This is a genomic window from Streptomyces sp. NRRL B-24085, from assembly GCF_001282115.1.
In the GTDB taxonomy this organism is placed as follows: domain Bacteria; phylum Actinomycetota; class Actinomycetes; order Streptomycetales; family Streptomycetaceae; genus Streptomyces.
In genome coordinates this window covers 1-12,837 of the sequence record NZ_LJBR01000333.1, presented here as the reverse complement: position 1 = coordinate 12,837, position 12,837 = coordinate 1, and the positions used below count along the sequence as shown (strand labels likewise).

The window sequence follows — 12,837 nt, the reverse complement described above, 5'->3', positions numbered from 1 at the left end:
AGCCCCAACAGCCCGCCCCACCATCAGCCCGGCTCACCGTCCGGCACAGCCGACTACAGCGGGGTGCGCAGGACCGGAGGCGACCCTCACCAGGGATGCTCTGACATCGACCGCTGAACAGTCCGCCCGGCGCCGTCCGACCCCGCCTCAGTCCCCACAGCCCGCCCCGGACCGAAGGCGGCGCCGACGGGGATGCTCTGACACCGACCGCCGAAAACCCGGCCGGCCCCATCCCCGCCTCAGCTCGCGCAGCTCACCGCACCATCGGTTCGTCGTCGTCCGGGACCGTCGGCTTCAGTGGGGTGCGGGAGAGGAACAGGCCGAAGACCGGGGGCTGGGCCTGGAGCATCTCCAGGCGGCCGCCGTCGGCCTCCGCGAGGTCGCGGGCCACCGCGAGGCCGATGCCCGTGGAGTTGCGGCCGCTGATCGTGCGCTCGAAGATGCGGGCGCCGAGGTCGGCGGGGACGCCGGGGCCCTCGTCGGTGACCTCGATGACGGCCTGGTTGCCGGTGACGCGGGTGCGCAGCGCCACCGTGCCGCCGCCGTGCATGAGGGAGTTCTCGATCAGCGCGGCCAGGACCTGGGCCACCGCGCCCGGGGTGCCGACCGCCGTGAGGTGCCGCTTGCCGGAGCTCACGATCGCCCGGCCCGCGCTGCGGTAGGCGGGCCGCCACTCCGCGAGCTGCTGCTGGATGACCTCGTCGAGGTCGAAGGTGACCGCGTTGCCGGCCCGGGGGTCGCGGGAGTTCGTCAGCAGCCGTTCGACCACGTCCGTCAGCCGCTCCACCTGGGTCAGCGCGACGTTCGCCTCCTCCTTCACCGTGTCCGGGTCGTCGGTGAGGGTGATCTCCTCCAGCCGCATCGACAGGGCGGTCAGGGGCGTACGGAGCTGGTGGGAGGCGTCGGCGGCCAGGCGCCGTTCCGCGGTCAGCATGCGGGCGATCCGCTCGGCGGAGGAGTCCAGTACGTCGGCGACCCGGTCCAGCTCGGGGACGCCGTAGCGCTTGTGCCGTGGCCGTGGGTCGCCGGAGCCGAGGCGTTCCGCGGTCTCGGCGAGGTCGGTGAGCGGCGAGGCCAGCTTGTTGGCCTGGCGGATCGCGAGGAGCACCGCGGCGATCACCGCGAGCAGCGCCACCAGGCCGATGATCAGGAGCGTACGGCCGACCTCGCGGGTCACCGAGGAGCGCGGCTCCTGCACGGTGACCGTCTCGCCCTCCTCGCCCTTCTCGGTGGAGCTGATGACCTCGCCGGAGGGCCGGGTGCCGACCTCGATCGGGTCCTTACCGGGGATCCGGATCAGGGCGTACCGTTCCTGCGCGACCTGGTCGCGCAGGATCTCCGCGGTCACGTCCTCCGCGGCGAAGAGCCGGCTGTCCACGATCCCGGCCAGCCGGATCGCCTCGGAGTCGACCCGCTCCTGGGCGCTGTTGCTGATGGTGCGGGTCTCGACGATGACGAGGGAGACGCCGAAGACGGCGATCACCACGAGCACCACGGCGAGCGTGGACTGGATCAGTCGACGGCGCATGTCCTCTTACCTGTTGCCTGCCGGACGGTGACCCGGGTCAGCTCTTCTCGAAGCGGAAGCCCACTCCCCGGACCGTCGCGATGTACCGCGGGTTGGCCGCGTCGTCGCCGAGCTTCTTACGGAGCCAGGAGATGTGCATGTCCAGCGTCTTGGTCGACGACCACCACGTGGTGTCCCAGACCTCGCGCATCAGCTGGTCCCGGGTGACCACGCGGCCGGCGTCCCGCACCAGGACCCGCAGCAGGTCGAACTCCTTGGCCGTGAGCTGGAGTTCCTCGTCGCCCATCCACGCCCGGTGCGACTCGACGTCGATCCGTACCCCGTGGGTGGCCGGCGGCTGCGCCGGCTCGGCCGCCCCGCGCCGCAGCAGGGCCCGGACCCGGGCGAGCAGCTCGGCGAGCCGGAACGGCTTGGTGACGTAGTCGTCGGCGCCCGCGTCGAGACCGACGACGGTGTCCACCTCGTCGGCGCGGGCGGTCAGGATGAGGATCGGCACGGCGTGGCCCTCGGCGCGCAGTCGGCGGGCCACCTCGAGGCCGTCCATGCCGGGCAGACCCAGGTCGAGGACGACCAGGTCGATACCGCCCTGCATTCCGGCGTCGAGCGCGGTGGGTCCGTCCTCGCGCACCTCGACCTCGTACCCTTCCCGGCGCAGGGCGCGGGCCAGCGGCTCCGAAATGGACGCATCGTCCTCGGCGAGCAGTACACGGGTCATGAGCTGATGGTAGACCGCTCTTCACAGATGCTGGGGTGTGATCGCAGCCCAGTGGTTCTTACCTTTCGTGGATCCGGTGTGAACCTGTGACTGTGCGGTGCCAATCCTGTAGGGACCTTAGAAACCGGGTGTACGGTTCCACAGCCACCTGTGATTCAGGTCTCAAGTCCTTCCATTTCCGTCAGTAGCCTGACGTATGGTGAATTCAATGCCTGTCGCATCGTGGGGACCTTTGGCGCGTATCCGTCGCTGAAGGTCTCTTTTGTGTGCGGTAATCCCCACCAGCAAGGAACGACCATGGCGTCCAGCCTGACGAAGGACTCGGTGACTCCGGGCACCCCCGGTTCCGACACAGCCTTCTTCGGCCACCCCCGCGGACTGGCCACACTCTTCATGACCGAGATGTGGGAGAGGTTCTCCTACTACGGCATGAGGGCTCTGCTCCCGCTGTACCTCGTCGCCCCGGGCGGCCTGCACCTCAGCGCCGCGACCGCGACCGCGATCTACTCCGTGTACGTGTCGCTGGTGTACCTGCTCGCGATGCCGGGCGGCTGGTTCGGCGACCGCGTGTGGGGTCCCCGCAAGACCGTCGCCGTGGCGGGCGCTGTGATCATGCTCGGTCACCTCACCCTGGCCCTGCCCTCCTCGGGCACCTTCTACGCCGGCCTCGGCCTGGTCGCGATCGGTTCCGGTCTGCTGAAGGCCAACATCTCCACGATGGTCGGCCACCTCTACGAGGGCCCGGACGACCCCCGCCGCGACGGCGGCTTCACGGTCTTCTACATGGGCATCAACCTCGGCGCCTTCGCCGCCCCGCTGGTCATCGGCACCATCGGCGAGAACGTCAACTGGCACCTGGGCTTCGCGCTCGCCGCCCTCGGCATGGCCGTGGGCCTCGCGCAGTTCCTGATCGGCAGCCGCCACCTGGCCGACCGCTCCAGCGTCGTCCCGACGCCGCTGTCCGACGCGGAGAAGTCCTCCACCCTGCGCAAGGCCGCGATCTGGGCCGGCATCGCCGTCGTCTTCTACGCGATCGTCGGCTTCTCCGGCCACTACACGCTGAACTGGATCCTGGTCCCGCTGACCCTGCTCGGCGTGATCATCCCGGTGATGGTCCTGGTCAACATCAAGCGCGACAAGGACCTGGACCGCACCGAGCAGAAGTCGATGTCCGCCTACATCTGGTTCTTCGTCGCCGCGGCCGTGTTCTGGATGATCTACGACCAGGGCGGCTCGACCCTGTCGATCTTCGCGGACTCCTCCGCCGAGAACAGCGTCCTCGGCTGGACGTTCCCGGTTTCCTGGTACCAGTCGGTCAACCCCGTCCTCATCATGGCCCTGGCCCCGGTCTTCGCCTGGTTCTGGCTGGCGCTGAACCGGCGCGGCAAGGAGCCGAGCACGGCCGTGAAGTTCGCCTCCGGTCTGGTGCTCGTCGGTGCGTCCTTCTTCCTGTTCCTCGCGCCGCTGTCCATCGCGGACGGCGGCCACAAGGCCGCCGCGATGTGGCTAGTCGCGATCTACTTCGTGCAGACCGTGGGTGAGCTGCTGCTGTCGCCGGTGGGCCTGTCGGTGACCACGAAGATGGCCCCCGCGAAGTACGCCTCGCAGATGATGGGCGTGTGGTTCCTCGCGGTCACCGCGGGTGACGCGACGACCGGGCTGCTCTCCATCGCCGGGGTCGACCTCAACAGGACCGGGATCGTGGCCCTGGAGGCGACGCTCGCCGTTCTCGCCGGTGTCGCGGTGTGGATGTACCGCAACCGGGTCAAGGAGCTCATGGGCAGCGTGCGCTGACCCGACGAGCACCGAGCGCTGCGACCGCGGGGCGCCGGGATCCTGGTGGATCCCGGCGCCCCGTCCGTTTCCCTGCCGTAGCGGTCCCCGCGCTCTCAGAGCCTCCTGCGGCCGGGCATGAACGTGAAGACCGCGGCGCCCAGCAGCACCGCTGTCCCCGCCACCAGACCCAGTGCCTTCAGCGCCGCGTGGTCGTCCGCGCCCGTCGCCGCCAGGCCGCCCCCGGTCGACGTACCGCCCGAGCCGCTCGTCCCGCCCGTCCCGCCGGAGCCGGAGGAACCGCCCGAGGCGCCGCCCTCCTGCTCCTCCGTGGTCAGGGTGAGGGAGACCGCCGTGCTGTCCGGCTTGCAGGTGGTCGTGGTGCCCAGCGCCTCGATCGTCAGGACCCCCGGCGACAGCGTCGACTCACCGGTCGCGCCCGGCTTGTACGTGCCCGTCATGTCGGGGATCTCTATGGGGTCGCCCGACTTGATGGCCTCGGCGTTGGTGGGGCCCTCGACGTGGACCGAGCCCGTGTCGGCGCCGCCCAGGAGCACGTCCATGGAGGGCTTGACCGAGTTCGCGGGGATGTCGGCGGGGCTGTCCATCGGGGAGTTCTTGAACTGCACGGTGACGCCGTAACTGCCGCCGTCCTTCTTGGCGTTGATCTGGATCGACGAGGTGGCCTTCTTCTCGCCGAGCGGCGACTGGCAGGTGTAGGGGATGTCGACGGCCTTGCCGGTGAAGTCTGTCTGGCCGCCGCCGTCGTCGGAGGAGGTGGCGCTAGGAGTCGCCGTGGCCGTGTCGGTCGGCGTCGAGGTCGGGGTCGGGGTCGGGGTGGCGGTGTCCGTCGGATCCGGTGTCGGTGTGGAGGTCCCGTCCCCCGCGGCCACGTCGATCGTGCCCGCCGTCGGCACGGTCTCCGTCGGCGTGCACACCGTGTTCGTGCCCATCGCGTTCACCGTGTACGGGCCCGGCGTCAGCGTGAGCCGGCCAGCCGCTGTCAGCTTCAGCTTGCCCTTCATGTCGGACAGCACCATGGCGCCGCCCTTGGGAATCGCCGGGTTCTCGCGCGGGCCGGTCATCGCGATGTCGGCGCTCTGCGCGCCGGCCGCCTTCAGGGTGCCGGTCGGCTGGACCGAGTTCGCCGGCAGATCGATGATGTCCGGGTTCTTGGACGCGGCCTGGGTGAACTTCCACACCACCTCGATCTCGTCGCCGACCTTCGCGGTGGCCGGTGCGGTGATCTGCACCTTGGTGGTGCCGTCGACGGGGTCGAGCCCGACGCCCGCGGGCGGCACGCACCGGGTCGCGAACGACACCTCCGCGGCCTGGGCGGGCCCGGCGGCGAGACCGAGCACCACGCCCGCCCCGGCCAGCACCAGCGCCGCACCGGCCGCGCCCGCTCTTCTCGGCCCGCCGGCCGGTGGGACTCTCCTTCGCATGCTCACGTGGAACCCTCTCTGGTGGGAGTCGTGTGACTCGTGGGGCTGTCGTCGTGCGGTGCGGAGAGCCGGCCACCGGCCGCGCCCGGATCGGCGTCCGGGGTGAACCACGGCAGGGTGGACGTGGGAGGGGCCGCGTGCGCGGCCGTGGAGGGCTTGACCCCCGGCAGGCGCAGGGCGAGTTCGGGCAGCCGCAGCCCGCGGTGCCGGACACCTCCGGCGGGCCGTGGCCGGACCCGGTCCACGACCGCCATGCCGATGCGGAACAGCGCCGCCGGCACGACCAGGAAGACCAGCACCCAGAACAAGGTCACGCCCCAGGGCCGGCCCACGCCCCAGGGCTGCTCGGCCAGCACCTTGCCGGCGTACTTCAGCGAGACGGTGTACTCGCCGTGCGCGCCGCCGGTGAGTTCGACGGGCAGTTCGATCCGCGCCTTCCCGCCCGGCTGGATCGTGCCGCGCCACTGCTGTTCGTCCCACTGCGGGGCGAACACGCCGTGGGCGGTGCCCACCTGGAAGACGGGGTCCTTGACGGCGGAGGTGCCGACGTTGCCGACGGTGAAGACGAGGGTGCGGGCGGGGGGTGCGCCGAACCAGGTCAGGAGAGACCCGGAGCCGTCGAGCCGGGTGTCGGAGAGGACGGACAGCCGCCCGCCGTCCGTCTGCGCGGGCAGCGGCTCCACGGCGTGCCCGGCCACCTGGAAGATCGCGTCGGCCTCGGCCTTCGCCCCGGTCACCGTGGCCACGTGCACCACGCAGGGGCAGGGCACCGGGGGTTCGGCGACGGGCAGCTTCTTGCTGAAGTGCCCCTTCCCGTCCGTGGTGACGGCCCGGCCGTCCGCGTTGGCACAGGAGTTGGTACCGCCCGGCACCCCGCGCGAGGGCACCGCCTGTCCGCAGACCAGGATCATCAGCAGTGCCCGCGCCCGCCAGCCGCTGCCGCTCACGGTGATCGAACCGCCGGTACCCGCCTGGGACTCGGACAGCTTCACGCTCGGTCCGTCCGCCGCGGCCGCCGTCCCCGTCGTCGCTGTGAGCAGCAGCGCGCACACCGCCATCAGCACCGCCCACCGCACCCTGCCGCTCGGGCTCACGTCGTCGCTCCCGTCAACTCGACTTCCGTACACGGGGATTGGGGCGCGGGTCCGGCCGTACGACACCGTGGACGCCGTACCGGAGGCCGTGCGACCGGTGGGATCGGCCGACCCGGCCCGACCGGCGGGGACAGGTCACGCGTGGGGGGCGGCACGGACGGCATGGGCGGCTCCAGCGGTCGTACGAGAGCGGGCCGGGCCGCTCAGCGGCGGGCTCGGGCCGCCTGGTTGCGCCGGGTGAGCCAGAGCGTGCCGGCCGCGCCCGCGAGCAGGACCGTGCCGCCGAGCGTGCCGAGGGCGATCGCCGAGTCCTCGGGGCCGGTCTGCGGGAGGGCCGCGGCGGAACCGCTGTCGTCGTCGCTGCCGCCCTGGGTGCCGCCGGAGGAACCCGACGCGGCGGTGACCTCCAGGGTCAGCGAGGCACCGGGGCTGTTGGTCGGCGTGCAGGTGGTCGTCGTACCGAGCGCCTTGATGGTGAGCACGCCCGCCGTGAAGGTGACCTTGCCGGACTTCTTCGGGGTGTACGTGCCGGTCAGGTCGTTGATCTTGATGGGGGTGTTGGCGGGGACGACGGCCTGGTTGGCGGGGCCGGTCACGCTCATCGTCCCGCTGTCCGCGCCGCCCAGCCTGATGGTGGCGCTCGGGTTCATCGCGCCCTTGCCGAGGTCGACCGGGCTGGAGGAGACGCCCTTCTGCCAGGACATGGTGATCCGGTAGCCGCTGCCGCTCCTGACGCCCTTGATGTCGATGGGCGAGACGGCGCTCTTGTCACCGATGGGCGTCTTGCACTGGTAGTTGACGTTCACGACCTCGGCGCGGGCAGCGGGGGCGGCCATCAGCACCGCCGAGCCGGCCAGGGCCGCGACGGACGCGAGCGCGGCGGTTCGTTTCGGGTACGACACGGTTCCGCTCCCCTTACTCGTTCCTGACGGCACATCAGATCGGCCGTCAAGGTACGCCGGGGCACCGGAGGAAGGAAGAGAAAGTAAGCGTCGGAAGTGTGGGGGCAGCCCGGAAGGCCACGGGAGACCCGCGGGAGGGGCGCCGGACGGGCGGGGGCTAGGCGGGTGCGCCGAGCTCCGCCCACACGGTCTTGCCGGCCACTCCGGGGGCTCTGACGACACCCCAGTCCAGGGAGAGCCGCTGCACGATGAACATGCCGTGTCCGCCGGGACGGCCCGCCTGGTGCGGGGTGCGCGGCGTCGGCTGGCCGTTCCCCCGGTCGGAGACCTCGACGCGGATCACCTTGTTGTCACAGGAGATCCCCAACTGGTCCGGGCCCTCCGCGTGGAGACAGGCGTTCGTCACCAGCTCGGAGACGACCAGCAGCACGTCCTCGGTCACGGCGCGCCGGTCCGCGGACGCCGCCGGCAGCCACCCCCACGCCTGCAACGCCTGCCGGGTGAAGTCGCGCGCGAGCGGGACGACCCCGCTCTCCCCCTCGAAGCTCAGCCGACGGACCTGCCGTCCCGTCGGCAGCTCGGCATCGCCGCCAGGCTCCACGCCGGGCTCCGGGTCACGGTCGCCCGGCGAGTAGGGCCGGGTGGTGCTCATCAGCGCTTCACCTCACCGATTCACCGGTTCACGATTCAAAACGTCACTGCATGGTCGCTCACCGAACAGTCAGTACGGATGTCTCCTGCCCGAGCGGACCGGGAGAACACCCCTCCATTCGGGACGTATGTCCACCACGAGGGGTGTGACACCCGATGGAGACCGGTCGGAGGAGACGAACGGCACACGAACGGGGCCGCCGGGGCCGCCACCCGCACCGCCGCCTCAGCCGTCGGACTCGCCGGCCAGCGCCTCCTCCAGCGTGTCGTGCACGCTGAAGACCGCGTCGGCCCCCGTGATCTCGAAGACGCGCGCCACGACGGGCAGCATCCCCGCGAGATGTACGCCACCCCCCGCCGCCTCGGCCTTCAGCCGTGCCCCCAGCAGCACATTCAGTCCGGTGGAGTCACAGAACTCCAGCCGTGTGCAGTCGACGACAAGCCGGCTCTTCCCCTTGGCGAGGCACTCCTCGAGTGGCTCACGCAACAAATCGGCCGTGTGGTGATCCAACTCACCTGCTGGAGTCACGACGGCACTGGAGCCCTCTTGCCGCACCTCAACCAGAAGCCGGCCAGACTGTGCGCTGCCGACCGTCCCGCGGTCCATGCCGTCTCTCTCTCCCGACGTCGTGGCTGCTGATGACGCCCTCGAACACTACGCCTTCTCCACACCCTCCGACACCCGAACAATCACCCACAAACAGACATAACCGCACAGAACACACTTGCGGTCGTGTCGGGAAACCGGGTAGGGCTAGTAGAGACACGAACTCGACACGGCCGGCTTTGGAGGCGCCGCACACCGCAGTGCACGAACTGGCTTCGGCAGCCTTATGCCGAGAACGATGGAGGACATCATGTCACCCCGGCTCGACGCCTCGCATACCCATCAGGCGACGTCGACATCCCCCCCGGAACATCTGGATCCCATCGAGCAGGACAGCGAAGGCGATGTGCTCGCCGGGCTTCCGGAGATCCCGCCCTTCGAAGAGGTGGGGGCCGTCGACGCGCGCGCCCTCTCGAAAACCCTCTTCGCACGGCTGGAGTCGCTGGAGGAGGGCACGCACGAGTACTCGTACGTCCGCAACACGCTCGTCGAACTGAACCTCGCCCTGGTCAAGTTCGCCGCCTCCCGCTTCCGCTCCCGCAGTGAGCCGATGGAGGACATCATCCAGGTCGGCACCATCGGCCTGATCAAGGCGATCGACCGCTTCGAACTCAGCCGTGGTGTGGAGTTCCCCACCTTCGCGATGCCAACCATCGTGGGCGAGATCAAGCGCTTCTTCCGCGACACGTCCTGGTCGGTGCGGGTGCCGCGCCGCCTCCAGGAGCTCCGGCTCGACCTGGCCAAGGCCGGTGACGAACTGGCCCAGAAGCTCGACCGCGCCCCCACCGTGGGCGAGCTCGCCGAACGCCTCGGGCTGTCGAAGGAGGAGGTCGTCGAGGGCATGGCGGCGTCCAACGCGTACACGGCCGCCTCTCTGGACGCCCAGCCCGAGGAGGACGACTCCGAGGGCGCGCTGGCCGACCGGATCGGCTACGAGGACCACGGGCTCGAGGGCATCGAGTACGTCGAGTCCCTGAAGCCGCTGATCGCCGAGCTGCCCTCCCGGGACCGCCAGATCCTCTCGCTGCGCTTCGTCGCGGGCATGACCCAGTCGGAGATCGGTGAGGAACTCGGCATCTCCCAGATGCACGTCTCGCGGCTGCTGTCGCGGACGCTGGTACGACTTCGGAAGGGCCTGACCGTCGAGGAGTGACGGTCGGCATCACTGACCTGCGCGTGTGCCCGGTGTCCGGTGGGACACCGGGCACCGTGCGTCCGGGGCGGCGCACGGTTACTCGGAGAAACCCTTTCCCCCACGGTCCCCTTCCCTCACTATGGTCGCTCACAGACTGGCCGGTACGTCAGGAGGAGGGTGCGCATGACTCGCCCCGACGGGGCGTCCGACGCCCGGCTCACGGAGCTGCTGCGCTCCGACACGGCCACGGCGTACGCGGCCCTGCTGGAGCTCCGCGCCCGCCACCAGCCCTCGGTGCTGGCCTACGCCCGCCTGTGCACGGCCGGGGAGAGCGCCGCCCGGCAACTGGCCGCGCAGACCTTCACCCTCGCCGCCCGGGAGACGGCTCGCGGGGTCGACCCCGGCGTCCCGTGGCGCCACCGGCTCCTGCTGCTGACGGCCCGCTCGGCGGCGCGGTGGGCCGGGGACCAGCGGGCGGCCGGCCTGGACCCCACGGTCCTGCTGCTCCTGAACACGGCGGGGCCCGGGGGCCCGGTGCCGCCCATGCTCACCGCCTTCGAGTCCCTGCCGGCCCGCACCCAGGGCCTGGTCTGGTACCGCGTGGTGGAGGGCGAGCCGGAGCCCCGCACCGCCGACCACCTGGGCCTCACCCGCGAGGACGTGGTCCACGGCACGGAAGGGGCCCTGCACACCTTGGCCCGGACGTGCCTGAGGTTCCGCCTCGCCGCCTCGGACGACCCCCGGTGCGCGGGCTTCGGCCGCCTCATCGAGGAGTCCGTACGGCCGGACAACCCCCGTCCGAGCGCCGACCTGCACGCCCACATGGCCCACTGCCCGCACTGCACGGCGGCCCACGAGGAACTGTGCGCGGTGCGGGACGCTCCGCGCACGACGCTGGCCGAGGGGCTGCTGCCGTGGGGCGGGACGGCGTACGCGGCGCGCAGCGCGCCCGGGCCCGAGGCGCGGCCGCGGGCGGAATCCCGGTCGCCGTCCGGCACCTGGCCGCGACCGCGGCGGCTCGTCCTGGCCTCGGCGGCGCTGGGGGTGGCCGTGGTGCCGCTGCTGCTGTTCCTGGTGTCACAGGAGAGCGGCCCTCCGGCGGGCGCGTCGGCCACGGCCTCGGCCACGGCGGGAGCGGCCGGGGCGCTGCCGAGCCCGCCGCGGGTGACGGTCACGACGACGGTCTCGCCCTCCCCCACCGGCAAGGCGCCGTCCTCCTCCGCCTCCCCTTCGGCCTCCCCTTCGGCGACACGGACGTCGGCGCCTCCGCGCAGGGCGAGCCCACCCCCCTTCCGCGCGCCGGGCGGCGCCTACGCCCAGGTGGTCAACGTCTCCACCGGACGCTGCCTGGACGTCGCCGGCGCGTTCTCCGACGGGACGGACGTCGTCGCGGCACCCTGCGCCGCAGCGGGATCCCAGCGCTGGCGCGTCGATTCCGGCCGCGGCGTCCTCCAGTCCTACGCCGACCCCGACTTCTGCCTGGACAGCCGCGGCGACGTCGACAAGGGCCTCGGCATCTGGTCCTGCGACTCGGTCGAGGGGCGCAACGGCGACAACCTCCGCTTCACGGTGGACCCCGACGGGGTGATCCGCCCGGCGATCGCCATCGCCACGGGGGTGACGCCGGGCGACGGGGGCCGGGTGTCGCTGGAGCCGCTGACCGGGGGTGCGGCGCAGCGGTGGCGGGCGGGTCCGGCGTAACGTCCCCGGCCGCTCCGGCGTGCGCCGTCAGACTGCCCGTACCCCGGCCCGCCACACCGCGCTGACCAGCGGCACCCCCGGCCGGTAGGCCAGGTGCACATGGCTCGGGGCGTCCAGGAGGACCAGGTCGGCGCGGGCGCCCGGAGTGAGGCGGCCGACGTCCTCGCGGCGGAGGGCGGCCGCTCCGCCCGCCGTGGCCGACCAGACCGCCTCGTCCGGGGTCATCCCCATGTCGCGCACCGCGAGGGCGACGCAGAAGGGGACGGAGGAGGTGAAGGAGGAGCCCGGGTTGCAGTCCGTGGACAGGGCGACGGTGACGCCGGCGTCCAGGAGGCGGCGGGCGTCCGGCCACTCGGCGCGCGTGGAGAACTCCGCGCCGGGCAGGAGCGTGGCGACGGTACGGCTGTTCGCCAGGGCGTCGACGTCCTCGGCGGTGAGGTGGGTGCAGTGGTCGGCGCTCGCCGCGTCCAGTTCGACCGCGAGCCGCACTCCGGGGCCGTGGGAGAGCTGGTTGGCGTGGACCCGGGGGTGCAGGCCCTTCGCCTTGCCCGCGGTGAGGATCGCGCGGGCCTGGTCGCCGTCGAAGGCGCCCTTCTCGCAGAAGACGTCGATCCAGCGGGCGTACGGGGCACAGGCGTCGAGCATCTCGCCGGTGACCAGCTCCACGTAGGCGGCCGGGTCTTCGGTGTGGTCCGGCGAGACGATGTGGGCGCCGAGGTAGGTGACCTCGTCGGTGTGGGCGGCGGCGATGCGCAGGGCCCTCGCCTCGTCCGCGACGGTCAGGCCGTAGCCCGACTTGGTCTCGAAGGTGGTCGTGCCCTGGCGCAGGGCCTCGGCGAGGTAGCGGGTGAGGTTGCGTTCGAGTTCCGCGTCGCTCGCCGCCCGGGTCGCGGCGACCGTCGTACGGATGCCGCCCGCGCTGTAGGCCCGCCCTGACATGCGGGCGTTGAACTCCTCGGTGCGGTCGCCCGCGAAGACGAGGTGGCTGTGGGAGTCGACGAAGCCGGGCAGGACCGCCCTGCCTTCCGCGTCGACCCGATTGTCAGTGGCGGGTGCTTTGCTTTGATCACCGGTCCACACGACGCGGTCGCCCTCGATGGCGACGGCCGCGTCCCGGATCAGTCCGAGGGGGGTTCCGTCACCCAGGGAGGGGTCGTTGGTGACCAGAGCGGCGATGTTGGTGATGAGCGTGCTTGCGGTGCTCGCGGAGTGGGCGGGGCTGACGGTCGTCGCGTTGCTCATGGCGTCCTCGGTGGCCTGGTCGGCGGTGGGGGCGGGTTCGGGGG

11 protein-coding genes are annotated in these 12,837 nt (G+C 71.7%); 3 read left to right on the top strand and 8 right to left on the bottom strand.

What is annotated here, in order from left to right; all coding sequences use genetic code 11:
• Positions 1-253: 253 nt before the first annotated feature.
• Positions 254-1,528, bottom strand: a complete 1,275-nt coding sequence (locus AOJ26_RS31275; protein WP_053851736.1) for an ATP-binding protein — start codon at positions 1,526-1,528, stop codon at positions 254-256.
• Positions 1,529-1,565: 37 nt separating this feature from the next.
• Positions 1,566-2,243, bottom strand: a complete 678-nt coding sequence (locus AOJ26_RS31270; protein ID WP_007382513.1) for a response regulator transcription factor — start codon at positions 2,241-2,243, stop codon at positions 1,566-1,568.
• 297 nt (positions 2,244-2,540) lie between these two features.
• On the opposite strand from AOJ26_RS31270, the gene AOJ26_RS31265 reads away from it, so the two are divergent.
• Entirely contained in the window at positions 2,541-4,037 is a 1,497-nt protein-coding gene (locus AOJ26_RS31265) for an oligopeptide:H+ symporter (protein ID WP_053851735.1), read from the top strand.
• 95 nt (positions 4,038-4,132) lie between these two features.
• Here the strand turns inward: AOJ26_RS31265 and AOJ26_RS43075 are convergent, their stop codons facing one another.
• The 5 genes from AOJ26_RS43075 to AOJ26_RS31240 form a co-directional block, all read right to left on the bottom strand.
• On the bottom strand, positions 4,133-5,398 hold the full coding sequence (locus tag AOJ26_RS43075) for a hypothetical protein (RefSeq protein ID WP_053851734.1): 1,266 nt from the start codon (positions 5,396-5,398) through the stop codon (positions 4,133-4,135).
• Between the two features lie 65 nt (positions 5,399-5,463).
• A complete protein-coding gene (locus AOJ26_RS31255) occupies positions 5,464-6,519 on the bottom strand; it encodes a hypothetical protein (protein WP_179200198.1) in 1,056 nt (351 codons plus the stop codon).
• Between the two features lie 239 nt (positions 6,520-6,758).
• Positions 6,759-7,457, bottom strand: a complete 699-nt coding sequence (locus tag AOJ26_RS31250) for an LPXTG cell wall anchor domain-containing protein (protein WP_053851732.1) — start codon at positions 7,455-7,457, stop codon at positions 6,759-6,761.
• Between the two features lie 157 nt (positions 7,458-7,614).
• Positions 7,615-8,109 carry an ATP-binding protein gene (locus AOJ26_RS31245; protein ID WP_053851731.1) on the bottom strand — a complete coding sequence of 165 codons (495 nt, stop codon included), beginning with the start codon at positions 8,107-8,109 and terminating at the stop codon, positions 7,615-7,617.
• Between the two features lie 225 nt (positions 8,110-8,334).
• Positions 8,335-8,715 carry an STAS domain-containing protein gene (locus AOJ26_RS31240; protein ID WP_053851730.1) on the bottom strand — a complete coding sequence of 127 codons (381 nt, stop codon included), beginning with the start codon at positions 8,713-8,715 and terminating at the stop codon, positions 8,335-8,337.
• Positions 8,716-8,953: 238 nt separating this feature from the next.
• On the opposite strand from AOJ26_RS31240, the gene AOJ26_RS31235 reads away from it, so the two are divergent.
• Together AOJ26_RS31235 and AOJ26_RS31230 are read left to right on the top strand one after the other, a co-directional pair.
• Positions 8,954-9,868, top strand: a complete 915-nt coding sequence (locus tag AOJ26_RS31235; RefSeq protein WP_053851729.1) for an RNA polymerase sigma factor SigF — start codon at positions 8,954-8,956, stop codon at positions 9,866-9,868.
• 165 nt (positions 9,869-10,033) lie between these two features.
• A complete protein-coding gene (locus AOJ26_RS31230) occupies positions 10,034-11,551 on the top strand; it encodes an RICIN domain-containing protein (protein ID WP_053851728.1) in 1,518 nt (505 codons plus the stop codon).
• A 27-nt stretch (positions 11,552-11,578) separates the two neighbouring features.
• Here the strand turns inward: AOJ26_RS31230 and hutI are convergent.
• The coding region (hutI, locus tag AOJ26_RS31225; RefSeq protein WP_053851727.1) for an imidazolonepropionase at positions 11,579-12,837 on the bottom strand (1,259 nt) is incomplete at its 5' end.

Bases quoted from the DNA above. Each gene is read 5' to 3' on its own strand.
- AOJ26_RS31240 (WP_053851730.1), bottom strand. From the start codon at position 8,715: ATGGACCGCGGGACGGTCGGCAGCGCACAGTCTGGCCGGCTTCTGGTT.
- AOJ26_RS31265 (WP_053851735.1), top strand. From the start codon at position 2,541: ATGGCGTCCAGCCTGACGAAGGACTCGGTGACTCCGGGCACCCCCGGT.
- AOJ26_RS31255 (WP_179200198.1), bottom strand. From the start codon at position 6,519: ATGGCGGTGTGCGCGCTGCTGCTCACAGCGACGACGGGGACGGCGGCC.
- AOJ26_RS31230 (WP_053851728.1), top strand. From the start codon at position 10,034: ATGACTCGCCCCGACGGGGCGTCCGACGCCCGGCTCACGGAGCTGCTG.
- AOJ26_RS31270 (WP_007382513.1), bottom strand. From the start codon at position 2,243: ATGACCCGTGTACTGCTCGCCGAGGACGATGCGTCCATTTCGGAGCCG.
- AOJ26_RS31245 (WP_053851731.1), bottom strand. From the start codon at position 8,109: ATGAGCACCACCCGGCCCTACTCGCCGGGCGACCGTGACCCGGAGCCC.
- AOJ26_RS31275 (WP_053851736.1), bottom strand. From the start codon at position 1,528: ATGCGCCGTCGACTGATCCAGTCCACGCTCGCCGTGGTGCTCGTGGTG.
- AOJ26_RS31235 (WP_053851729.1), top strand. From the start codon at position 8,954: ATGGAGGACATCATGTCACCCCGGCTCGACGCCTCGCATACCCATCAG.